Source organism: Hyphomonas beringensis, from assembly GCF_000682755.1.
Lineage (GTDB): Bacteria > Pseudomonadota > Alphaproteobacteria > Caulobacterales > Hyphomonadaceae > Hyphomonas > Hyphomonas beringensis.
This window is the reverse complement of sequence record NZ_AWFF01000028.1, coordinates 83665-107012: the sequence shown is the minus strand read 5'-3', so window position 1 is coordinate 107012 and position 23348 is coordinate 83665. Positions and strand designations below refer to the sequence as shown.

At 59.8% G+C, this 23348-nt stretch carries 24 protein-coding genes; 12 read left to right on the top strand and 12 right to left on the bottom strand.

Features of this window, described 5'->3' with window-relative positions; genetic code table 11:
- Positions 1 to 47 precede the first annotated feature (47 nt).
- Entirely contained in the window at positions 48 to 662 is a 615-nt protein-coding gene (locus HY29_RS05360; protein ID WP_034793619.1) for a glutathione S-transferase family protein, read from the bottom strand.
- A 51-nt stretch (positions 663 to 713) separates the two neighbouring features.
- On the opposite strand from HY29_RS05360, the gene HY29_RS05355 reads away from it, so the two are divergent.
- Entirely contained in the window at positions 714 to 2327 is a 1614-nt protein-coding gene (locus tag HY29_RS05355; protein WP_034793595.1) for a cisplatin damage response ATP-dependent DNA ligase, read from the top strand.
- A 389-nt stretch (positions 2328 to 2716) separates the two neighbouring features.
- Here HY29_RS05355 and HY29_RS19345 read toward each other — a convergent pair whose 3' ends face one another.
- Positions 2717 to 3208 carry an HU family DNA-binding protein gene (locus tag HY29_RS19345; protein ID WP_081811234.1) on the bottom strand — a complete coding sequence of 164 codons (492 nt, stop codon included), beginning with the start codon at positions 3206 to 3208 and terminating at the stop codon, positions 2717 to 2719.
- Positions 3209 to 3324: 116 nt separating this feature from the next.
- Here HY29_RS19345 and HY29_RS05345 point away from each other — a divergent pair, with 116 nt between their 5' ends.
- The 8 genes from HY29_RS05345 to HY29_RS05310 all read left to right on the top strand — a co-directional run bounded on the left by HY29_RS05345 (position 3325) and on the right by HY29_RS05310 (position 9714).
- Positions 3325 to 4092, top strand: coding sequence for a hypothetical protein (locus HY29_RS05345; protein ID WP_034793592.1), 768 nt, complete (start codon positions 3325 to 3327; stop codon positions 4090 to 4092).
- A 68-nt stretch (positions 4093 to 4160) separates the two neighbouring features.
- Entirely contained in the window at positions 4161 to 5303 is a 1143-nt protein-coding gene (locus tag HY29_RS05340) for a mechanosensitive ion channel family protein (RefSeq protein WP_051601156.1), read from the top strand.
- Positions 5304 to 5332: 29 nt separating this feature from the next.
- Positions 5333 to 6169 carry a mechanosensitive ion channel family protein gene (locus HY29_RS05335; RefSeq protein ID WP_051601155.1) on the top strand — a complete coding sequence of 279 codons (837 nt, stop codon included), beginning with the start codon at positions 5333 to 5335 and terminating at the stop codon, positions 6167 to 6169.
- Positions 6170 to 6187: 18 nt separating this feature from the next.
- A complete protein-coding gene (locus HY29_RS05330; RefSeq protein ID WP_051601154.1) occupies positions 6188 to 6580 on the top strand; it encodes a hypothetical protein in 393 nt (130 codons plus the stop codon).
- Between the two features lie 71 nt (positions 6581 to 6651).
- The gene (locus HY29_RS05325; protein WP_034793589.1) at positions 6652 to 7176 is read left to right on the top strand and encodes a CC0125/CC1285 family lipoprotein; all 525 of its coding nucleotides are present in this window, start codon (positions 6652 to 6654) and stop codon (positions 7174 to 7176) included.
- 74 nt (positions 7177 to 7250) lie between these two features.
- Positions 7251 to 8153 carry an SDR family oxidoreductase gene (locus HY29_RS05320; RefSeq protein WP_034793587.1) on the top strand — a complete coding sequence of 301 codons (903 nt, stop codon included), beginning with the start codon at positions 7251 to 7253 and terminating at the stop codon, positions 8151 to 8153.
- 40 nt (positions 8154 to 8193) lie between these two features.
- Positions 8194 to 8988 carry an META domain-containing protein gene (locus HY29_RS05315; protein WP_034793584.1) on the top strand — a complete coding sequence of 265 codons (795 nt, stop codon included), beginning with the start codon at positions 8194 to 8196 and terminating at the stop codon, positions 8986 to 8988.
- Between the two features lie 3 nt (positions 8989 to 8991).
- A complete protein-coding gene (locus tag HY29_RS05310) occupies positions 8992 to 9714 on the top strand; it encodes a nucleoside/nucleotide kinase family protein (protein ID WP_051601153.1) in 723 nt (240 codons plus the stop codon).
- Between the two features lie 6 nt (positions 9715 to 9720).
- Here the strand turns inward: HY29_RS05310 and HY29_RS05305 are convergent, their stop codons facing one another.
- The 7 genes from HY29_RS05305 to HY29_RS05275 all read right to left on the bottom strand — a co-directional run bounded on the left by HY29_RS05305 (position 9721) and on the right by HY29_RS05275 (position 16487).
- Positions 9721 to 10860 carry a zinc-binding dehydrogenase gene (locus HY29_RS05305; protein ID WP_034793582.1) on the bottom strand — a complete coding sequence of 380 codons (1140 nt, stop codon included), beginning with the start codon at positions 10858 to 10860 and terminating at the stop codon, positions 9721 to 9723.
- 41 nt (positions 10861 to 10901) lie between these two features.
- On the bottom strand, positions 10902 to 11876 hold the full coding sequence (locus HY29_RS05300) for an NADPH:quinone oxidoreductase family protein (protein WP_034793579.1): 975 nt from the start codon (positions 11874 to 11876) through the stop codon (positions 10902 to 10904).
- Entirely contained in the window at positions 11873 to 12907 is a 1035-nt protein-coding gene (locus HY29_RS05295) for an alpha/beta hydrolase (RefSeq protein ID WP_034793576.1), read from the bottom strand. Before HY29_RS05295 ends, HY29_RS05300 begins: the two co-directional genes overlap by 4 nt.
- Before the next feature lie 73 nt (positions 12908 to 12980).
- The gene (locus HY29_RS05290) at positions 12981 to 13607 is read right to left on the bottom strand and encodes a TetR/AcrR family transcriptional regulator (RefSeq protein WP_034793573.1); all 627 of its coding nucleotides are present in this window, start codon (positions 13605 to 13607) and stop codon (positions 12981 to 12983) included.
- Between the two features lie 59 nt (positions 13608 to 13666).
- On the bottom strand, positions 13667 to 14356 hold the full coding sequence (locus HY29_RS05285) for a DUF6498-containing protein (protein WP_034793570.1): 690 nt from the start codon (positions 14354 to 14356) through the stop codon (positions 13667 to 13669).
- 75 nt (positions 14357 to 14431) lie between these two features.
- The gene (locus tag HY29_RS05280) at positions 14432 to 15124 is read right to left on the bottom strand and encodes a M23 family metallopeptidase (protein ID WP_051601152.1); all 693 of its coding nucleotides are present in this window, start codon (positions 15122 to 15124) and stop codon (positions 14432 to 14434) included.
- 31 nt (positions 15125 to 15155) lie between these two features.
- Complete coding sequence (locus tag HY29_RS05275) at positions 15156 to 16487, bottom strand: flavin-containing monooxygenase (protein WP_034793566.1); 1332 nt, start codon at positions 16485 to 16487, stop codon at positions 15156 to 15158.
- Between the two features lie 91 nt (positions 16488 to 16578).
- On the opposite strand from HY29_RS05275, the gene HY29_RS05270 reads away from it, so the two are divergent.
- Both HY29_RS05270 and HY29_RS05265 read left to right on the top strand, forming a co-directional pair.
- Positions 16579 to 17061 (top strand): PaaI family thioesterase, encoded by a 483-nt coding sequence (locus tag HY29_RS05270; protein WP_162176673.1) that lies wholly within the window; start codon positions 16579 to 16581, stop codon positions 17059 to 17061.
- Positions 17061 to 17495 carry a PaaI family thioesterase gene (locus HY29_RS05265; RefSeq protein ID WP_034793563.1) on the top strand — a complete coding sequence of 145 codons (435 nt, stop codon included), beginning with the start codon at positions 17061 to 17063 and terminating at the stop codon, positions 17493 to 17495. Before HY29_RS05270 ends, HY29_RS05265 begins: the two co-directional genes overlap by 1 nt.
- A gap of 119 nt (positions 17496 to 17614) precedes the next feature.
- On the opposite strand, the gene HY29_RS05260 is transcribed toward HY29_RS05265, so the two are convergent.
- Positions 17615 to 18823 carry a serine hydrolase domain-containing protein gene (locus HY29_RS05260; protein ID WP_051601150.1) on the bottom strand — a complete coding sequence of 403 codons (1209 nt, stop codon included), beginning with the start codon at positions 18821 to 18823 and terminating at the stop codon, positions 17615 to 17617.
- 47 nt (positions 18824 to 18870) lie between these two features.
- On the opposite strand from HY29_RS05260, the gene HY29_RS05255 reads away from it, so the two are divergent.
- Entirely contained in the window at positions 18871 to 19185 is a 315-nt protein-coding gene (locus HY29_RS05255) for a hypothetical protein (RefSeq protein ID WP_034793560.1), read from the top strand.
- A gap of 3 nt (positions 19186 to 19188) precedes the next feature.
- Here the strand turns inward: HY29_RS05255 and HY29_RS05250 are convergent, their stop codons facing one another.
- Both HY29_RS05250 and putA read right to left on the bottom strand, forming a co-directional pair.
- Positions 19189 to 20049 (bottom strand): DUF3298 and DUF4163 domain-containing protein, encoded by an 861-nt coding sequence (locus HY29_RS05250; protein WP_081811231.1) that lies wholly within the window; start codon positions 20047 to 20049, stop codon positions 19189 to 19191.
- A gap of 11 nt (positions 20050 to 20060) precedes the next feature.
- Positions 20061 to 23195: a bifunctional proline dehydrogenase/L-glutamate gamma-semialdehyde dehydrogenase PutA gene (putA, locus tag HY29_RS05245; RefSeq protein WP_034793551.1), complete on the bottom strand. Its 3135-nt coding sequence runs from the start codon at positions 23193 to 23195 to the stop codon at positions 20061 to 20063.
- Positions 23196 to 23348: the final 153 nt, after the last annotated feature.

Sequence of the window (23348 nt, the reverse complement as noted above, 5' to 3'; positions counted from 1 at the left end):
GTTGCGGCCAGTCCGGCTTTAGGTGCTGCCGAGGGCAGAATGCCCCCCTAAACCCCTACGTCCAGCATCGCCTTGTAAGCTGGCCGGGCCTGGACCGTCTCCAGCCAGGCCTTCGTCGCCGGCAAGGCCTCCAGCGCGCCCATTGCGGCGGCGGACTGGATCTGGAAGGCCATCAGGCAATCGGCGGCGGTGAAGCTGTCGCCGGCGAAATAGGCATGCTTCGCCAGATGCCCTTCGATCGTCTTCATGGCTTTGACCTGTTCAGCCTCCATAGAGGCGGCCAGCGGCGTCTCCAGCAAGCCGGCATTCATCAGGTAAAAGCGGAACAGGCCCGGCAGGAAAATCGCGCCCTCAGCCGCATGGACCCATTCGAGATAGCGCGGAAAATCAGCCGAATCAGACCGCGGGTGCAGTGTGTGGTCCGGGTCATGTTTGGCCAGCAGATATTCGGCAATCGCGCCGGTCTCCGCGATGACGATATCGCCGTCTTCCAGCAGCGGTGACTTGCCCATCGGGTGCACCTTCAGCAGCGCCGCCGGGGCGAGCCGTGTTTCAGGATCGCGGCTATGATGGACAATCTCGTGCGGCACGCCGAGTTCGAGCAGCAGCCAGACAATACGCTGCGAGCGCGAGGCGTTCAGATGGTGCAGTTTCAGGCTCATGAAGGGCTCCCCTTGGATGGATTCTTGGCGCGGCGGCTCTATCTAGGACCCATGCAGGCCTTTGCAGAGCTTCTTGACCGATTAGTCTTAACGCCTTCCCGTAACGGCAAGCTACGCCTGATGGTCTCCTATTTTCGCAACGCGCCGGATCCGGACCGCGGCTATGCCCTTGGCGCGCTGACCGGCGACCTCGACTTGAAGAGCATCAAGCCCGCCGCAATCCGTGAGTTGATTACCGACAGGATGGACCCGGAACTCTTCCGCCTGTCCTATGACTATGTTGGCGACATGGCCGAAACCGTCAGCCTCGTTTGGCCGGGAGAGCGCCGCGCGAACCGGCCGCCGCCCCTGTCAGAGATCGTCGAGGCGCTGGAAGAGGCCACCCGGCCCGGGGCGCAGCGCCTGGTCGCCGGCTGGCTTGATGGGCTGGACCCGACAGGCCGCTGGGCGCTGCTGAAGCTGATCACGGGCGGCCTGCGCATTGGCGTCTCCGCGCGGCTCGCAAAGCTGGCGCTGGCCGAGTTCGGCAGCGTTGACGTGACAGAGATCGAGGAGATCTGGCATGGCCTCGCCCCGCCTTATGAGAGCCTGTTTGCCTGGCTGGAAGGCAAGACAGAACGGCCCGAGCCGGACATTCGCGCCCCCTTCCGGCCGGTCATGCTGGCCCACCCGCTGGTCGCAAAAGCCGACAGGGACAATCCGGATGCGGTCGACCCGGCGCTGATTACGCCAGAAGCCTTTGCCGCCGAGTGGAAGTATGACGGCATCCGCGTGCAGGCCACCTCCGAAGACGGTGTACGGCGCATATATACCCGCACGGGGGACGATATCTCCCACACCTTCCCGGACGTGCTGGCGGCGATGGACTTCGAGGGTGCGATCGATGGCGAGCTTCTGGTGCGCGCAGAGGATGGGATAGGCGTCGCGCCCTTTAACGCGCTTCAGCAACGCCTGAACCGCAAGACGGTGTCGAAAAAGCAGATGGACACGCATCCGGCCTTCATCCGCGCCTATGACCTGTTGCAGGATGGCGAAGAGGACGTCCGCCAACTGACCTTTCGGGAGCGTCGCAAACGTCTGGAAGCCTTCATCGCCCGCGTGGACACTCCGCGATTTGACCTCTCCCCCCTTGTGCCTGTCACAACCGTGGAGGCATTGGACGCCCATCGGATGCAGCCCCCTGCTCCGGAAATTGAAGGCCTGATGCTGAAACGCTGGGACAGCCCCTATCTGCCCGGACGGGTCAAAGGCCACTGGTACAAATGGAAGCGCGACCCGTATCTCGTCGACGCCGTACTGCTTTACGCCCAGCGCGGCCACGGCCGCCGGTCCAGCTTCTATTCGGACTTCACCTTCGCCGTATGGCGCGATGAAGACGGCGAGGATCGGCTCACCCCGGTCGGCAAGGCCTATTTCGGTTTTACCGATGAGGAGCTGAAGCAGCTGGACAAATTCGTCCGTGACAACACGATTGAGCGCTTTGGCCCCGTGCGCTCTGTTACGCCGTCGCTGGTGCTGGAGGTAGCCTTCGAAGGCCTGCAGCGCTCTGCCCGCCACAAATCCGGCGTCGCCATGCGCTTTCCGCGCATCAACCGCATCCGCTGGGACAAGCCTGCCGAAGAGGCAGACCGTCTGGAAACGCTGGAGGCGATGCTGCCGGAATAAGGACGGCACGGTCCGCCCCAAATCAACTCTTACATTCCGCATAACAGAGTCTAAGCTGAAAAACGGGAAGGAGTGAAAAACCGATGAGCCAGAATAATCTACGAATGATCCACACTTACGCGGATTTCTGCAAATACCATGATCAAGGAAACGTCAGGCCTGATCTGACATCTCACCTGGGTCGGAAAAGCCTGAACCGTCTTAAGGAAATGGGCTGGCATATAGGGTACTGGCGGCCTCAAACCGATTTTCTGCGTATATGCAGAAGCTCGGATGAAAACTTCCAAACCGCATATCAGACCGCTGGAATTGATTTCTGGGTCCGCGAATAAAAAGGGCCGGACAGAAAACCGCCCGGCCCTTTGAATTTTGTACGGAAGAAGAAATCCTTAGACGGACTCTTTCAGTTCCTTGGAAACGCGGAAGGCAACTTTCTTCGACGCTTTGATCTTGATGGACTCACCCGTTGCCGGGTTACGGCCCATGCGTGCCGGGCGCTTGCGCACTTCCAGCGTGCCGAGGCCGTTCATGCGGATACGTTCGCCTTTTTTGAGGCGCTTCGTGATCCGGTCAGCCATGTCGGAAAAGATTTCCTCGGACTGTTTTTTCGTGAGGCCATGGGCCTCTGCGATTTCGGCAGACATCTGACGCAGGGTCGTGGTCGTTGCCGTTTTCGGCGCAGCCTTGGCAGCAGCAGCTTTGGCCGGAGCGGCCTTTTTAGCTGGTGCAGCTTTCTTGGCAGGAGCAGCTTTCTTCGCCGGTGCCGCTTTCGCAGCAGCAGGTTTAGCAGCAGCCTTTGCAGCCGGTTTTTTCGCCGTGGTAGCCGCTTTAGCAGCGGCCGGTTTCGCAGCGGCCTTCTTGGCCACAGGTTTCTTTGCCATGAGCAAATTCCTCTATTGAGTCTCCGCAGAGACGGCGGCGTATAACGCAAATTCGCCCGATGGCATCATACTTTTTTCAGCCGGAACTTATTTGCCACCTGAGAATTCAGGCACATATGACTGGCATGGAAAAACGTCTGCCTCTGATCATCATCGTGCTCGGCCTGTTGCAACCCCTGTCCGGGGCGCTTGCCCCTGCCTTTGGAATTGGTACGCCGATTGGAAATGCCACACGCGACATCGCTGCACCGGAACAACCCCTGCCTGTGTTCTTTTCCATTTGGGGCGTGATCTTCCTGACATATTTCCTGTTCGGTCTCGCCTATTGGCGCAAACGCGAACCCTGGATGGACCATGTCGCAAAGCCCTTGGCGCTGGCAGGCCTTTTCAATGTGGTCTGGATGATCAGCGCACAACTCATCGCGTATCAGCCCCTGAATTTCCTGCTTCTGTTTCCGATTGCGATCACGGCATGGCTCGCCGCCTATAGACTGGACCGCCTTCGGGAAACCGGCTGGAGCCCGATCAAGGCACTGGCCGACATGACCACATGCCTTCTGGCAGGCTGGATCAGTGTTGCCATCGCCATTTCCATTCCATTGACGATCCGCACCTTTACCGATCTTGGACCAACCGACCTGCCCTGGAACATGCTGTGGACGACGCTGATCACCGCAGGCATGGCCGCGTGGATGTTCGCGCGCTATATCAGCCGCAGCTGGTGGTACTTCATCGCACTCGGCTGGGGTGTGATCGGCATCATCCTGAACAACTGGATGGAGACACAGATGCATTGGCTGGCCATCACAAGCGGGATTGTCCTGATTGTGATCCTTTCCCTGCGACTGTTCCGGGGTGCAGATGGCGCTGTGGTGCCCAGCTGAAAAACTGGACAAGGCGCACAAACTGACGCTCTCTTACAGTCAAACATAGATCAAGATCCGGCCCTCTCATGGACATAGAACACCTCACCCTGCCAGACATCGATACGACCAACTGGCCTGTCTGGCTGTCGTCGTCATGGCCCTTCATGGAGAAATGGGGCCTGGTGCTGTTGGCCTGTATCCTGATCTGGCTTGTCTCGGGTCTGATAAAGTACCTGATCATGAGGGTCGGCAAGCGGGCCACGGCTAAAGACGAATCCTTTGAAGGGTCCAGTTGGGATGTTGCCAGCTCGATCGCGCGGGTCTTCGCACTGATCTTCATGTCTCCCCTGCCCCTGGGTCTCGCCGGATATGACTGGAGAGCCATCATAGAGAAGCGCGGGCCCAGCGCCTTTGCGGCGGTGGCCATTCTTGTCATTGCCGTATTGTTCGCCAATTGGGTGGCCCGGTCCATGCGCGCTTTTGGTGGCAAGGCACATGCCCATCATGGCGCAGACGATACGCTGTTTGCCTTCTCCGCCTCGCTGCTGAAATATCTGATCTTTGCCATCGCCATTGTGCTGGCATTGACGCAGCTTGGCTTCCCGACCGCATCTCTTGCCGCGCTGCTGGGCGGCGCAGCCCTGGCCATCGGCCTGGCCCTGCAGGATACGCTGAAAGCCGTCGCGGCTGGCGTCATGCTGGCCCTGTTCCGCCCCTTCCGCATCGGAGACTATGTGACGCTGGCCGGTATGGAAGGCGAGGTTTCCGACATCACGCCCTTCCGAACGACGTTCCGGCAGATCGACAACAAGACGGTTTCCATCCCGAATGACAAGGTATGGGCCGACCCGTTGGTCAACCATACGCGCCAGACACGCCGACGCCTCGACCTCTATTTCGATATTTCATATGATGACAATATGGACCATGCGCTTCAGGTTCTGCTGGCCGTTGCGAATGATCATCCGCGTGTCCTCTCCAAGGGAGAGACATGGGTGGGCGTTCATACACTGGCCGACTGGAGCGTGCGCCTGCGTCTGCGCGCCTTTGTTGCCACGCCGGAGTTTGTGCAGGTCCGCGCGGATATCACCAAGGGCGTGAAAGAAGCCTTTGACCGCGAAGGGATCACCATTCCCTTCCCGCACCAGGTCAATATGGCCTATCGCCCGCACCCTCAGCCGGAGGTTGAACCAGCTGAACTGCCCAAGACAAGTGATATTGAATCCTAAACGCCCCCAATCCCCAAAAGGAGACCGGTATGCCAGAAGATCTCACCCCCAGCGCTCTGTGGGCTGAATACTCCCCCTTCATTCTCGCCTTCGGACTGAAAGTGCTCGGCGCGCTTCTTGTCCTGATCATCGGCCTGCGCATCGCGGGCTGGCTGTCAGGAGCGGTGCGTAAGGAGGCGCTGAAGCGCGAAGGCATTGACGACACACTCGGGAATTTCTTTTCCTCCCTTGTTCGATGGGGCCTGATGGCAGCTGTGTTCATTGCCGTTCTGCAGGTCTTTGGTGTTCAGGCGACCAGCTTTGTTGCCGTGCTGGGCGCACTCACCCTGGCGATTGGCCTGTCCATGCAGGGCGCGCTTGGCAATATCGCCTCTGGGGTCATGATCATGCTGTTCCGCCCCTACAAGCTGGGCGACTATATCGAGGCCGCCGGTGTTGCCGGTACGGTGAAGGATATCAACCTGTTCCAGACTGTTCTTGCCACGGTGGACAATGTCAAAATCATCATGCCAAACAGCCAGGCCATTGATGGCGTGATCGAGAATTATTCCGGTTATGACACGCGCCGCGCGGACGTCACCTTCGGGATCGACTATGATGACGACATGGACAAGGCCATCGACATCATCAAAGGTGTGATTGAGGCAGACGACCGCATCCTTCGTGACCCGGAACCGTTCGTGAAAGTGGTCAATCTGGGCGACAGTTCTGTCGACATCGCCAGCCGCAGCTGGGTGAAGGCTGCTGATTTCTGGGATGTTAAGTTCCATTTGACCAAGGCGGTGAAAGAGGCCTTTGATCGTGAAGGCATCTCCATTCCGTATCCGCATCAGGTGGAGATCCATAAAGAAGCCGCAAATGACTAGAGTGAGCCCTCAAGACATATGACCACCCCTCCGCCTTCTTCCGAATTGCCTGAAGTCACGGTCGAGCCGATTCCACAACCGGCGCCCGAGCCAACACCGAAGGCAAAAGAGGCGGCAGCCAAACCTGAACCGCGCCCATTGCTGGCGCGGTTGTTCGGCATCTCTATCTGGGGCGCTCTGAAGCTGATTGGTCTGTGCATTCTGGTCGGATTTTTTGTGCTGGCCTCGCAATTCGATCCGACCAATCCCGATGTGAATGCAGGCGAAGCCATCATGAATGTCGCGCGGACGGCGGTTTCCGCGCTTGGCTGGGCCCTGCAGAATTTCTGGAAACCGGCGCTGGCAGGCGCAACCATCGTGTTGCCGCTCTGGGTGCTCTGGCGGCTGATCAGCCTGCCGTTTCGCAAATAGGTCAGGCCGGGGCACGGGAACCCCCGGGCCGTTCCTGCGTAGACTTGTTGAAGACGGGACAGGAGCCCCACATGAAATATTCCCTGATTGCAGCCGTTTGCGGCCTGATGATCACAACCGCCTGCGCCTCCGCGCCGGACTATCGCCCTGCCCTGACAGATGACGGACAAGGCTATTCCTCTCAGGTGATCGAGGCGAACCGCTACCGGGTCACCTATAGAGGCGATACCGCGCAGACGTCCGGTGAGGTACAGAACATGGCCCTGCTGCGCGCGGCAGAAGTGACCATGGAAAATGGCGGTGAGTGGTTCGAAATCGTCGGCGATGAGACCTCAGGCGATGTCCGCACTCAGGAACGCCTGGCCGATAATGGCGTGATGAGCCGCCCGGAACTGCGCCGCGATTGCGGTGTTCTGGGCTGCACGACACGCGGCTATCCGGTCGATGTGAGCCGCAGCGATATCGAGACCGAAACACGCGTTGTCTACAGCCACACGCTGGAAATGGTGATCCATCAGGGGGCGAAGCCGCAAGGCAATTCCCGCGCTTATGACGCCGCCGAAACGGCTGCAAATCTGAGGGCCACAATAGACTGACCCTGCGTGACAGCTTTGCAGTTGTCCCAAGCGCCTTATCATCCTCCCGGACTGCATATCCGGGAGGAAATTTCATGGACATAACAAAACTGATGTATCGCGACGGCCTGATGGAGGGCGAACGCGTTCTCATTACGGGCGGCGGCACCGGGCTTGGCAAGGAAATGGCCGAAGGCTTCCTGAAGCTGGGCGCTGAAGTACATATCTGCGGACGGCGCGGACAGGTGTGCGAAGACACAGCCGGTGAGCTGATGGACAAGCATGGCGGCAAGGTCGTGCCCCATGCCTGTGACATTCGGGTGGCTGAGGCCATCACTGACATGAATGACCAGATCTGGGCCCAGCACGGCGCCCTTACAGGCCTGATCAACAATGCCGCCGGCAATTTCATCAGCCGCACCGAAGACCTCTCCATTCGCGGCTTTGATGCGATTTCGAACATCGTGTTCCGCGGCAGTTTCTACATGACGCAGGATATCGGCAAACGCTGGATCAAGGCCGGTGACAGGGGCAGCGTCTGTTCCATCCTGACGACCTGGGTCTGGAATGGCGGGCCGTTCGTCGTGCCCTCGGCCATGTCTAAAGCGGCCGTCAACACGATGACGCAATCACTGGCCGTTGAGTGGGGCCGCTATGGCCTGCGCTTCAACGCCATCGCGCCGGGCCCCTTCCCCACGGAAGGCATGTCCAAGCGCCTTGCACCGGACTCCGAAGGCGCAAAGCGCATGGATTCCGGCGGCGGGAACCCGATGGGCCGTGTGGGTGAGATGCACGAACTGGTCAATCTGGCCGTGTTCCTGATGGCGCGCGGCGCGGAATATGTGAACGGCCAGACCATCGCGATTGACGGGGCCGCCTATAATGCAAGCGGTGGCAACTTCGCCCAGCTGACGGCCTGGGGTGATGAAGAATGGCAAGCCGCGCGCGACGCCATCGAAGCCACGAACGCGAAAGACAAAGCCAAACGGACCGTGTAGACTGACGCCTCGACATGACACCATGTAGAGGATGATTGATATGTTCCGACTGATTTGCCTGTCCGGCTTGCTGGCGGCCAGCGCGTTGACCGCCTGCGTCTCTCCTGAAACGAGGACCGTCAACGTGTCAGCCCCCGATGCTAAACGGCCCACGGAACATGCCATCACCGGCGAGTTGACCTATCGGGAGCGGATAGCCCTGATCCCCGGCAGCCTGGCGGAAGTCACCCTTATCGATGTGTCGTTGGCTGATGCGCCCTCCACACTGATCGCCGCCGAAGAAATCGAGATCGGTGCGGAGCAGGTGCCGATCCCGTTCACCCTGATCTACGATTCCACCGCGCTGGAACCGCGTATGAGCTATACCCTGCGCGCGACGATCAGCGATCCGGAGGGAAACCTTCTGTGGACGACAGACACGGCACATCCCATCGCGGCGGGTGATGGAGATGTCGATGTCGGCACGCTGATGCTGGTCAATGCCATGGGCTCCGGCGCGCCGTCTTCCGCCCTGTTGGGAGAGGAATGGATTGTGGAAGACATCAACCGAACGGGTGTGATGGATTATGCCCGCGTCTCCATCCAGTTCGGCGCGGATGATACGGTGAACGGAGAAGCCTCCTGCAATCGCTATACCGGCAAATATGAGCAGACCGGCAATGATCTCGCCATCGGCCTGCTCGCCCTGACACGCCGCATGTGCGGTGAAGCGCAGATGGATCAGGAAAGCCGGTTCACGGACATATTGAGCCGCGTGACGGAGTTTTCCTTTGACCAGACCGGCGCCCTTATCCTGTCCACCGATGCAGGCGAAACCCTGCTGGCGCGCCGGTAGCGGATGGAAGGGCGTGACGGCACCGAGACGCTTGCCCAGCGGCTGCTGGAGCTGAAGCGCGAAACAGACAGCCTGGTGGTGGGCCTCACAGGCTCTGTCGCCTCCGGCAAGACCACATTGGCCGGCAAGGTCGAGGACATTCTCGACAAGTCTCACCGCGCAGAAACGATCTCCACAGACGGTTTCCTGTTTTCCAATGCCGTTCTGGAAGAGCGCGGGCAAACCCTGCGCAAGGGCTTTCCGGAAACATATGACATGACGGCCATGGGCGACGCACTCGAAGCGCTTGCCGCCGGAGAGGCCGCCTTCCCGGTCTACAGCCATGTGACCTATGATGTTGACCCCGGCCTGACGCGCACGATTGTCCAGCCGGACATACTGATCCTTGAAGGGCTTGGTTTCCAAACGCTCTCGCCCCCGCCGCGTCACGACCGGGAGCCGGACATCCTGATCTATCTGGATGCCACGGAAGACAATCTGCAGACCTGGTTCCTCGAACGCTTTGTGCGCTTCTGGCATGCGGCAAAAGAAGACCCGTCTTCCTTCTATGCCAATTTCCTGCACATGTCCGAACCGGAACTTGTGGCCTTTGCAAAATCCGTCTGGGAGCAGATCAATCTACCCAATCTGCGGGAGCATATTGCTCCGCTCCGCGAGACGGCAGACATCGTTGTGCTGAAAGATGCCGATCATGCCATACGCATAACGCATGACAGGATCGGCTAGTCTCTATCAGGCGTTCGGCGCGATCAGATATTTCTCACCCGTTGCCTTGGCATTGTAGGCGTGCAGCGTCTCCAGATCGAGGGCTTCGGCGAGCGAAACCGTCTTCGTGTAGTGGCTGGCAAAGGTCGTGTTCAGCTCGTCGATCACCCGCTTGTGCATGCGTTCGCGCACTTCCGGGGCGGCCTTCTCCAGGAACGGCGTCAGCAGATAGCCACTGAGATTCCAGGCAAAGCCGACACCTGCCGGGACGATGGACGGTGACATGTCGAGCCGGCCATAGATGTAGACCTGTGTCTCTGTGCCGGAGCCGTAACGGGAATATTCCTTCATCTTGCGATTGGCCGCGGCTTCCATGGCAATCAACAGCTGGCCGGCGAGCGGACCGCCGCCAATGGCATCAAAGCCCATCGTAGCGCCGGTTTCGACGAGGCCGCTGATCAGGTCTTCCATGAAGGTGTCTGAGGAAGAATTGACGATATGTTTCGCCCCGATGCCGCGCAGGATGTCTTCCTGTTCTTTCTTGCGGACAACGTTCAGGATCGGCACGCCATCCTTGAGACAGATCTTGTTCAGCATCTGGCCAAGGTTTGACGCAGCCGCCGTATGCACGAGGGCGGAATGGCCTTTGGCCTTCATCGTCTCAACGAAAGACAGCGCCGTCAGCGGGTTCACATAGCAGGATGCACCCTGCTCTGCGGTCGTGCCGTCTGGCAGGGCCATGCACTGCGAGACATGCAGTGTGCGGTATTCCTGGTACATGTTGCCCCCCAGGCAGGTGACCATCTTGCCAAGCAGCGCCTGCGCCGCCGGGGAGTCGCCCGCCGCAATCACGGTGCCTGCCCCTTCATTGCCCACGCCCAGCGACTGGCCAAGCCGGGCCTTCATTGCGCGCAGGCCGCCTGCCGGCACATCAGCCGAAATGGTGGGGCTGTCTTTCGTGCCGCCCTGCACGGCGGTCGACATGTCCGCACCGCCGACCAGCAGGCCGAGGTCGGACGGGTTGATCGGCGTGCCTTCAACGCGCACAAGCACCTGGTCCGGACCGGGCACTTTCACCGGTGCGCTTTCAAGGGAAAGTTCAAGCTTGCCTTCCGGCGTCACCAGCGTGCGGATCTGCAGGCTTGTCTCGGGAAGTTGATCGGCCATTGGGTATTCCTCTTTTCGTGTTTGACGTCCTGAATCTGATTTCAGGGAGTTATAATGACCTTGCCGACGACTTCTCTGTCCGTCAGCAAGCGGTAGGCTTCACGCCACTCGTCCAAAGGCAAATTGGCATGGATGCGCGGATGCGTTTGCCCCTCCGCCGCCCATTTCCAGATGGCCTGAACATTCTCTTTGCCGCGTTCGGGAAATCGGCGGCCATACTCCCCCGCCCTTACACCGACCACGGAGAACCCCTTTATCAGGGGCATGTTGACTTTCACTTCCGGAATGCGCCCCGATGTGAACCCGACCACCAGAAGCCGCCCGTCAAAGGCGATGCAGCGAACGCTCTCATCAAACACATCGCCGCCAACGGGATCGAAGATCACATCTGCGCCCGCACCGCCGGTCAGCGTCTTCACCTTGTCCCGAAAGCCCTGAGTGACATTGATCACATAGTCGGCGCCATACTCCAGAACCTTGTCCAGCTTGGCATCAGAGGCCGAGGTTGCGATCACGGTCGCGCCAAGCAGCTTGCCGACATCAACCGCCGCCATGCCGACGCCGCCACTTGCGCCGTGCACGAGCAATGTCTCCCCCGGCTGCAGATTGGCCCGGCGCACCAGCGCCACATAGGCCGTGACATAAGCGGCGGAGTAAGATGCTGCGTGCGCAAAATCCATCGTCTCCGGCACGCGGGTCAGCCCCGAAGCCGGCAGGACAGTATATTCCGCAAACGCACCGGTCTTGTTGCCGCCGGCCACGCGGTCACCCGGGGCGAAGCCTTCAACGCCCTCGCCGACAGCCTCGACCACACCGGCGCATTCCATCCCCTGAATAAAGGGCAGATCGGGCTTCAGCTGATACTTGCCCTGGCTCATCAGCAGGTCCGGGAAGTTCACACTGGCCGCCTTCACGCGCACCAGCACCTCCCCCGCCCCCGGGTCTGGCCGCGCGACATCCACGACACCCAGACCGGAGAAATCCTCCGTCAGTTCATGACAGACAAGCGCTCTCATAGGCGGGCAACGGTCTCGCGAACCATGTCGGCAATTTCGAGACAGGCTTTGCGCGAGCCTGGAGAGAAACCGGTAAAGGCCGTGAAGGCATGTGGCAGAGTCTCAAAGCATTTATGCTTCACCGGCACGCCCGCCGCTTTCAGGCGCTTGGCATAATCATCGCCCTCATCACACAGCGGATCATGGCCAGCCGTCACAAGGACAGCCGGTGGCAGGCCTTCCAGCTCTCCTGTCTGGGCGGGCGACAGCAATTGATCGGCCCGGTCGAAGCCCTCTGGCAGATACTGGTCCATGAACCACTCCATCGTATCGGTGCTGAGGGAGAAGGTCTCGCCGAAATCTTTCTGGGAAGGATACTCCTCCACAAGGTCCACCGCGGGATAGATCAGCAATTGATAGGCCGGCAGCGGCTTGTGCTCACGCTGCATCTCCTGGCTGATAATGGCGGAGAAATTACCGCCCATACTGTCACCGCCGACGGCTGCCACACCCTCGGGCGCACCATAGCGGCCCGCATTGCGCACGCCCCATTCATAGGCCTGGATGCAATCATCAATGCCCGCCGGGAATTTGTGCTGAGGCGCCAGCCGGTAGTCGACGGAGAGAACCGGGCATTTCACAACCGAGGCGAGAATCGAGCACCAGGCATTGCAGGTTTCCAGATCGCCAATCACGCCGCCACCCATATGATAATAGACCAGCAAGGGCGCTTTCGGGTCTTGCGTCTCGGGCCGGTAGAGGCGGACGGGGATTTCGTTGCGGTCCGGGCCGGGAATGGTGAAATCCTCGGTCTTCACACCCGGCTCCAGCGGCGCAGCCATCGAATCCAGCTGTTCCTTCACGGCGGCCTGCGCGACTTCGGGCTGCAGCGAAGACATGGGCGGCGCGTTGCGGCCATTCCAGGCCACCAATTGCAATTGTGGCTCCAGCACCCGTCCGCGTATCTGGACAGGCTTGCCCCCGGCCATTCGGACCAGAATGCCATCTGGCAGCTTGAAAATGAGCTTGGTGATCATCTGCTGCAGGCTCATGTCGGCCTCCCTGTCCTCAATGAACCAGAAGATTAGACCTGCCCGGGCACATCCGCCAAGGGCTCGTGCAGCTTTACTTTGCGGTAATCTCGCGCACCCCGCCCAGCAGCATTGAAGCAGCGAACTGTGTGGCGCCCTCAACATCAATCGGGCGGCGCGTCAGCATATGGTCCCCCATCTCACGCGCAATGCCGATTGCAGCCGCCGTCAGATAGGCCGTATCGAGTTTTGGCCCCTCATCCCGGGACAGCACATGCTCCAGGTCCAGGCGGATCTCTTCCGCCACAGCCAGCATTTCCGGCGTATCCACGCGCACGCCGATCAAAGCGAGATGCGGTGCGCCATTACAGATCGCCTCCTCATTCTCGGCGGCGATAAAGCCGAAATAGGCCCGGAAGGCATCATAGACATAGGCCTCGAAGTCCGTTGCCGTCGCGCGCACATCGCTCAAATGCGCGCGGAAGCGATGCGCGGAATCCTCGGCAATCGCCTCAAATACTTCTTCCTTGGACTTGAAGTAATTGTAGAACGTGCCTGCCGCGAGCTCTGTCTCCCGGATGATGTCGCGCACCGTCGTGGCCTCAAAGCCAATCCGGGCAAAAACCTGACGCCCCGCATCCAGAATGGCGCGCCGGTTGGCAGCTTTGGACCGGGCACGCTTGCCGGTCGGTGACGGGAGGATTTTTGCGGGTGCTGTCATGGGGGCTTCCTGATCGGGACACCGCTATCATGACCAGAGTGTCACCATGCGTCAACTTTTTACACGCCCTGCGCGAGAGCTTCTGCAGTGGGGGGTCCTCCGGTCTCCCGTCTGAACTGGCGCAGCATGGAGACGATGACGCCAAAAACGACCCGCAGAATGATCAGCAGCAACACCCCCAGAAGCGGCTGGCCCATCCCGATGGCCAGGAAAGCGCCCAGGATGATCGCCACATGAAGGGTGACGATCCGGCCATAGGGCGCGAACATTTCGCCGCCCAGCTCCGCGTTCCGGAACTCACCCTTGAGGATGTAGTCGCTGACATAGAGCACCAGATTAACCGCCAGGATCGCCGCGACGAACCAGGCCATCCCCTGCCCTGACCCAAGCGCCCAGTGCACCAGGCCAATCGGATCCTCTCCGCTCGACGACATGCCCTTTCCGGACATGGACCGGATGAACAGGCCGTGGCCATAACAGAACATGCCATAGTGCAAGGTGAAAAAGGGAATCAGGAACAACAAGCCCGCCAGATTTATCAGGCTGGCAAAGCCCGTTCCGATCATCCGCAGAATGGTCATCACTCCGATGACCAGATTCTCCAGCCAATACAGCGCCACCAGCGGCACCGCGCCCCAGCCATAGATCACAACAGCTAGGATCGGCAGAAGGTCGACCGCCAGCACCAGCCAGGCAAGCGGATTGCGATAGGTCCGCAGGACCAGTTCAGGATCGAAAAAGCGCTTCATTCAGCGCCGCGCCTTCCGGGCAACTCCCAGGTCATCCAGTCTGGTTTCACGATACGTCCCCCTTATCGCGTCTGCCTATTCGTAGGCCTGCGCATATTCATAAGGCGGAAACGAGAACGGGTCACGGGGGGTCAGGCCTTTTGAACCGCGGGGGTTATTATAATCGCCTAGCAATATCTCGTAATGGATGTGAACCGCAGACGCATTGCCGGATGATCCCATCATGCCGACAGGCTGGCCAAAGCCGATATGCTTTCCGGGCGAAACGCCCGGCTGGATGTAGGCCAGGTGCGCATAGCGGGTGTAGACGCCCTTGCCATGGTCGATCAGCACCATATTGCCATAGCCGGTGGACACGCGCGCCTCGATCACCTTGCCCGGCGCGGTGGCGTAAATCGTGCCTGCGGGGCGGGACTGGAGGTCAATCCCGTCATGACGGCGGCTGAAGCGTTGGCCGAAGCCCGATGTCAGGCACACATCATTGGCCGGGGACGCCGCCAGCGGCAGGCCGTTGACCACGACAATCGGCTTGTAGTTCAGAACCCAGCCATCCTCATCCACAAGCGGCGAGTTCGACACGCGAATGCCATAACAGGCGCGCAGATAGGCATTTGGCTGGAATGTGCCCTGCGGCGCGGCCCTAACGGGTGGGCTCGCCGGCGCTTGGGTTACAGGCGCGCGTGAGGGGGCACCACGTATATCTATCGGCGCTCTCGTGGCACAGGCGGCCAGCACCATCAGCATGAGGACAGGCAGGAAACGAAACATGCCTGCCCTTATGCCCTGTATACGGTTAATATCAGGCAACGACGGGAGCGCGTTTCGCCCCGCGGTCAATTTCTTTCATTAAGTCTTTGCAATAAGCGTTGAAATCAACCTGCATGCGGTGGCGCGGACTGTCATAGAAATGGCCGAGATGCTGTTTCTCGTCTTCGACGATGATGCGCTCCATCTCCTCTTCCGGCGGGAAGGCATAATCGCCATTCAGCGCCGCCCCGACCAGCTTTGACTGCTGCTCTGCAAAATTCACCAGCGTCGGCAGGGGCTGGGCGAGACCCAGGAAAAAGATCGTCTCCCTGCCCGGCTTCACCATGCGCTTGTAAAGCGGGAAGACATTTTCCTTCGGAGTCAGATCATCCTGCTTCAGGAAGGGAAAGGTCACATTATAGCCCGTAGCCCAGACAATCGCGTCCACCTTTTCCCGCGTACCATCGGTGAACACGACGCCGTCGCCGTCCAGGCGCTCAATGCCCGGCTTGGGGATGATGTCGCCACAGCCGACGCGCGTCAGGAATTCACCTGAGACAGACGGGTGGCCGTCCAGCGGTTCATGGTCCGGCTTGGGCAGGCCGTAATCTTCCATCATGCCGATGGTCTTCTTGATTTTCTTGCGGGCCAGCGCCCGTCCGAGCCCGGAGGGCAACCAGGCGGGCAGCACCGCCTTGTCGGCCGGCTGGCCGTCCATGTATTTCGGCATCACCCACACACCGCGGCGCATGGAAATGAACAGCTTCTCCGCCAGCGGACGTTGTGACAGCTCAGAAGAGATATCCATCGCCGAATTTCCTGCGCCTACGACCATGGCGCGCTTGCCGCGAAAATCATACGGCTCGAAGGGGTCTGTGTAATTGTGGGAGTGGACCTGATAGCCATCGAATTCGCCCGGATATTCCGGCATGCGCGGGTCCCAATGGTGGCCATTGGCAACGACGACCGCATCATAGTCCCGCGTCTCCCCCGTCGACAGCGTTACCTTCCAGCGCCCGCCGGGCAGGTCTTCCACATTCGTGACGGCTGTATTGAAGGTGATCGTCTCGCGCAGGCCGAAATGGTCTACATAATCGCGGAAATACTGCAGCAGCTGGGCATGATGTGGAAAATCCGGCCAATCCTCAGGGACGGGATAATCCTCAAAGGCAAGACGCCATTTGGACGTGTCGATATGCAAGGATTGATAACAGGAGGAGGCGCCGTTCGGATTCTTGTAATACCAGTTGCCGCCAATATCGTCCGACATCTCGAAACAGTCATAGGGCAGGCCATAATCCTTCAGGCGTTTTGCCATGGTGAAGCCGGAACAGCCTGCACCAATAATGCAGGTCTTCGGTTTTGAGGCACCGTCGAATGCCATTTTCTTTTCCTCCAGATGAGCTGTTTGTTTTTGCTCTTTTGACAATGATGTTATCGGGGCAAAACGACTCGTCAAACGAATGAGGGCCAAAATGAGCAATGACCCCGCGTCAGCACCCGAACCGTGGGAGCTAATGCAAGAGAACATAGAGATGATCAGCGGCGGCGTTCCGTGGGGTCGGCGTATGGCTTTCCGGTTCACGCGCATCGAGAAGGGACACGCCTGGGGTCTGCAGCCCTGGAAAGAGCGCCTTGTCGGCGATCCGGACACAGGCGTGATCCATGGCGGCGTGCTGACTGCGTTTCTGGATAATCTGTCCGGCACGGCGGCCGGTTCCGCCCTCTCCAAACCTCGCTTTGTGGCGACACTGGACCTACGGATCGACTATATGCGCCCGGCAGAAAAGGGCCGCGACATCATTGGCGAGGCCGAATGCTATCACACCACGCGCAATATCTGCTTCACGCGCGCCTGGGCGTATCATGAGAGCCGCGACAAGGTGATCGCCACAGCCGCCGGCGCCTTCGCCATCAACAAGCCGCGCCCCGCAGACAGTATGGGGAAAATAGGCTGATGAAGGACGAAAACACGAAACTGAGCCGCGCCGACGAAGTCCGCGCCTTCATCGCCCGCACGCCGCTGGCCCAGGAAATGGGCTTGCGCTGTGAAGTCATGGGCGACGAGATGACCATGGTGATGCCGTATCAGGACAAGCTGATTGGCAATTTCATGATCAAGGCCATTCATGGCGGGGCGATTGGCGCCTTCCTTGAGCTGACCTCACAGGCGCAGGTTTTCCTGGTGACAGAGCATCTGGCCCGCCCGCCCCGGCCGATCAATCTGACAATCGACTATCTGCGCCAGGGCCATGCCAAGGATTTATATGCCCGCGCCGAAATCACCAAGATGGGCCGCCGCATGTGCTCGGTCCGCGCAGAGGCCTGGCAGGACGAACGCGAAAAGCCTGTTACGACGCTGATGGCGCACTTCATGGTGGCCGGAGACTAGGCAATTTTGGGGGTGGATACGCCGCGCCTCTCCACCCCCAAACTTAGCCCCTAAACTATCCCAAAACAGACCCAAAACAGCCCCGAAAAGAGCCTGAACAGCCCCATCGGAGCCCCGGATTATTGGGTCTCTTCGGCCTCATCCACCTCTTCAGGCACATCCGCGTCGGCAGCCACCAGCGGAAAAGCCCGCGCGATTTCCTGGTTCCATTCATAGAGATGCGGCCAGTTTCCGCCCGCATTGTCCATCAGGCCGAGATGCACGATGACCAGATCCCGGCTCGGCACGATCCAGATGGTCTGGCCTTCATGGCCCTGCGCGGAGAAGGCATCATAGGGCGGCGAATGTGCGGCCTGACTGGCCGGCACCGGATCTGCGGAAGGCGTGAGCCAGAAGCCCGCGCCATAGGTGTTCGCGTCTGTCTCTTCCGGATCTGTGCGCGAAAAGTCCACCCAGCCCTGGGGCAAGAGCCGCCTGCCCTCCCACATGCCGTCACGCAGATAGAGATAGCCGAATTTTGCAAAATCCCGCGCAGACGCCCAGACGAGCGAGCCGCCGAGATAAGTGCCTGCCGTGTCATACTCGATCACCGCGTCCATGCCGATGGGGTCTGCCAGATTACGATCGAACCAGTCCGTAAAGTCAGCTGCGCCGCTCACCTGCTGCAGCGCGTAACTGATGAGATGGAAGCCCGCCGTGGAATAGTTCCACACAGTCCCCGGCTTATGCACGGGCGGCAACTTATCCTCTGCATATTGCAAGACATCGAACCGGCCGGCGCCATACATCATCTGTACGACATCATTCGTCATCAGATCAGTGGCACCGATTTCCAGATAGTCCAGCCCGTCTGTCATGTTCAGCCATTGACGCCAGGTAATATCCGCTCTCGGATCGCCCGCCTCGAACGGCGTGGGCATGGGCGCGTCCAGATCATCAATCAGGCCGAGCTTCACCGCCCGCCCGACCAGTGAGGAGGTGATCGACTTTGCCATGCTCCAGGAGACCTGTTTCGTGTCCGGGCCAAAGCCCTCGCGATAGGTTTCAAAGACCAGCTTGCCATGATGAATGATGACAATGGCGCGGGTCTCCCCCATCGGGTCTGCCAGTTCGCCTGCCATGGCGCGGTCAATGACGGGCTGGATCAGCTCTGCCGTTTCGGAGGGCATCTGCCCCGTTTCCCAGCCATGGGTTGGCCAGGCAAGACCTTCCGGTTGAGGTGGCAGCGGCACAAGCGGCTCAGCCCCCGCAAGCCCCGGCGCCAGCATCAGGCCCAGCGCCGCCAATCCTGACTTCACGCGTCTGCTGTACACGAAAACCTTGCCCATCTTGCCCACTCTCCCTTACTCTCTGAGCGAAAGATTAGGGGCAAGGGATGAAACTCGTCAAAGCACTTTTGATTGTGGCGGTGACATTGGCCATCATTGGCGGCGCGGTCTGGCAATTCTGGTTGAAGGATCAGGTGGCCTTTGCGCGCGTCGCAACGGCCTATGGCGCCAAGACGGTTTGTTCCTGCCTGCACATTGGCGAGCGAAACATTGAAAGCTGCCGCAATGACTTCACCGTGGATGTCAGCGCCATCACCTTCAGCGATGAGGACAATGTCACCCGCGCCAGCGTGCTGGGCGGCCTGGTAAAGGCCGAAGCCCGATACGAGCCCGGCATGGGCTGCACACTTGTGAAGAAGTAGCGCCTAGTCGCCCATGCGTTCGACCGGGGCGGGCTCGCCGTCAAACAGGTTTGTATATTCCGGCTTCAGTTTCTCACGGAATGCCGATTGCGGCACCGTGATGTGATAGGCCCCTTCCGCATACGCCCCAATATCATAGGGCGCAAAATGCACGACATAGCCACCGAACTTTCCAGGCACAGTGGACGGCACGAAATTCACCTCCCCGGCCAGGATGCTGTCTGCATTGACCAGTTCAGCGGCCTCGGCGACAAATGTTTCCATCTGGCCTGAACCGCCTGCCTTAGTCTGTTTCTGCTCGGCAATCTCCTGCCATACCAGATTCATATGCTCACGGATGGTCGCCTGAGGCTGCAGGAAGAAATTGCTGAGGCGCATGGGCTGTCCCGTCTGGGAATCATAGAGCCGCGCATCGGTCATGTAATTGCCATGAGCGCCGCCAGTGAACGTGTAGATGAAGCCCTCAAGGCTCATCACATTGCCAGCTTCGGCGACGACATTCCATTTGATGCGTACGACATAGGGGCGGAAATACTCAGGATCGGCTTCCTTGTAGGCCTTGGCGTCGGCCAGCATCGCCTCGATGCGAATCTGGGCGCTGTCGACGATATCCATGGCGATGGCCGGTGCCTTCTGGAACAGGGCCTCATCAAAGGTGACCTCTGCCTTCAGATATTCGTTATCCACGATAATTTCGCGCGGCAGGTCCGCAAGGGTTTCGATGGCCATGACATCCACTGAGCCGTCATAGCCATCATCCTGCCCTGCAACGGCGTCGCCCGCCTCAGGCAGTTCACGCACCTTCTTCTGACAGCCTGCCAGAAGAAGGGCCCCTGCGAGCGTTGCCATTGCAAGTGTTTTCATGCCGGGTCTCCCTAGAGGCTGAGGAGTTCCGTGTCGCCTCCTTGCGCCGTGATATTCACAGTAAGAGTGCGCTCTGTGGCGAAACGATGCAAGTAGTGTGGCCCACCTGCTTTTGGTCCGGTTCCGGAGAGGCCTTCGCCGCCAAATGGCTGTACGCCGACCACCGCCCCGGTCATCGAACGGTTCACATAGGTGTTGCCGACCGGCACTGCATCGCGCACTTCGATCTGGAAGCTGTCGAGACGGGAATGGATGCCCAGAGTCAGGCCATAGCCCTTCGCTTTCAGCGCCGCGCCGACCTTATCAATGTCATCCGGGTCATAGCGGACAATGTGGAGGATCGGGCCGAACTTCTCTTCCGTAATCTGGTCAAGGGATTTCAGCTCGACCAGGGCCGGGCCGAAGCCATAGCCGGTCTCGCCGATCCTGCCGGCCGGAATCTGGTGAAGCACCTTGGCTTCGGTCTCCATCTTCGCCAGGTATTCCTGCAGCATTTCGCGGGATTCCTGGTCGATCACCGGACCGACATCCGTGTCCGGATCGGCCGGGTCGCCGATCTTCAACTCGTTCATCGCGCCAATCAGGCCCTCGACCAGCATGTCCGCCGTATCATGCGGCAGGAACGCGACCCGCAGCGCCGAACAACGCTGCCCGGCTGAACCAAAGGCCGATACGATGATGTCGTCGATCACCTGCTCCCTCAGCGCTGTCGTGTCGACGAACAGGCCGTTGAGGCCGCCTGTCTCGGCGATCAGCGGAATGATCGGCCCGTCACGATCGGCCAGGGACTTGGCGATGATGCGTGCGGTGCTGGTGCCGCCAGTGAAGCAGACACCGGAGACGCGCAGATCCTTGATCAGGACTGAGCCCACCTGTTCACCGGTGCCCGGCAACAGGTGCAGGGTTTCGACCGGCAGGCCGGCCTTGTGGAACAGCTTCACGGCTTCGAAGGCGATCAGCGGCGTTTGCTCTGCGGGCTTTGCGACAACCGTGTTGCCGGAGGCCAGCGCAGCCGCAATCTGGCCCGTAAAGATGGCCAGCGGGAAGTTCCACGGGCTGATGCAGCAGAAGACGCCTCGTCCGTGCAGGGAGATCTGGTTGGTCTCCCCTGTTGGCCCGGGCAGGCGTGTAGGCCCGGTGAAGTCAGCCTCGGCCTGTTTTGCGTAATAGCGGCAGAAATCGACTGCCTCACGCACTTCGGCGACCCCATCGCCCAGCGTCTTGCCGCCTTCGCGGGCCATCAGGGCGATCAGGCGCGTCATGTTCTCTTCGAGAATATCGCCCATGGCGCGCAAATGCTTGGCACGCTCCGCCCCGCCGAGACGGTCCCATTGGACCTGATAGCCGGCGGCTGATTTCAGGGCCTGGTCAATATGCTTCTCGTCAGCCGACTTGACCGAGCCGAGCACGATCTCGGTATCAAAGGGCACGCGCACCATGTCGCCGCCGCCTGAATCGACCTTGCCATTGACGATCGGCCCAGCGGAAATTGCCGGGCTATCGCGGAAGGATTTAACCGCCGCGGCCAGATCCTTGCGGATGGCATTCTGACTGATGTCCATCCCGGCGGAATTGCGCCGGTCCGGGCCATAAAGGCGTGGCGGCGTCGGGATGCGCGGGTGGCGGCGCGGGCCGACTTCCACCTTCACGATCGGGTCTGCCACGACCATTTCGGCCGGAACATCCGGATCGAGGAAAGAGTGCACGAAACTGGTATTGGCACCATTTTCCAGCAGGCGGCGCACCAGATAGGGCAGCAGGTCGCGGTGGGCACCGACCGGCGCATAGACGCGAACCTTACGACCGGCATCCGCTGCCGCGAACAGGGCTTCCCCCATGCCGTGCAGGCGCTGGAATTCAAATGCCGTGGTGCCGATATCGTCCGCCAGCTGTTCAATCGCCGCAACCGAGTGGGCGTTGTGCGTAGCAAATTGCGGATAGATCGCGCCGGATGCTTCCAGCATCTTCCGGGCGCAGGCGATGTAATGGAAGTCCGTACCATTCTTCGTGGTAAAGACGGGGAAGTTCGGGAAGCCTTCGACGTGCGAGTGCTTGATCTCGCTGTCCCAATAGGCGCCCTTCACCAGGCGGACCATGAAGCGGCGACGCGTTTGCCCGGCAAGATCCTTGAGCAGATCAATCACGACACCAGCGCGTTTCTGATAAGCCTGCAGCGCCAGCCCCAGACCGTTCCAGCCTTTCAGCGATGGCTCGCGCGCCAGGCGCTCAAGAATTTTCAGGCTGATGACCAGGCGGTCTGCTTCTTCCGCATCCAGACAAAGATTGACGTTTGACTTCGCCGCGCGCTGGCAGAGCTCCAGCACGTGCGGATACAACTCGTCCATGATGCGTGCTTCATTTACGGCTTCATAGCGCGGGTGCAGCGCGGAGAGTTTCACGGACACGCCATTGGCCTGTTCCGGCGAAACGGACGGATCTTTATCGGCGGCGACGGCATCAATTGCGTTCTGATAGGCCTTCAGATACCGCTCGGCATCCTTTGCCGTGCGGGCCCCTTCGCCCAGCATGTCAAAGCTGAAATGCGCTGCTTCGCCAGCCTTCACCATGCGGCGGCCACGTTTCTGCGCGTCCTTCACATTGCGGCCCAGCACGAATTGCTCGCCCATGATGCGCATCGCCTGCATCATGGCTGCGCGGATGACGGGCTCGCCGCTTTCGCGGATCAGGCCCTGCACGAACTTCCCTGGCCCCTTCTTCAGGCTGGCCGGCACGCCGATGACACGGCCTGTCAGCATCAGGCCCCAGGTGGACGCGTTGACCAGCCAGGAATCCGATTGCCCCATATGGGCAGTCCAGTCACCCGAGCTGATCTTTTCGGCAATCAGTTCGTCGCGGGTTTCAGGATCGGGTACGCGCAGCAGGGCCTCTGCCAGACACATCAGCGCCAGCCCTTCGGCATTGGACAGACCGAACTCCTCAAGGAAGCTCTCCATCATGCCCTTGTTCTTGTCCTGCTGTCGCGCCTTCTCGACCAGTTCCAGTGCGCGACGCATCGTTGCCTGGCGCAAATCGTCAGAGAGGGGGGATTGTTTCAGCAGATCTTCGAGAAGTGCCTCTTCATCGGCAAATTTGATGTCGTCGAGGGAGTTCCAGTCGATCTTTTCCAAAGCAAGCGTGTCAGCCATATAATTCCTGAATGAGCGTTTGTGTGAGTGATATGAGAACTAGGTACACTAGACTTTAATCCGCAAAAGGCGAATCCGGGCCAATTTTTGCCTCCTGATAAGCCATTAAGAGGCGGAAGCCTACCACCTGCATTGCATGCACAGCAGGACTGT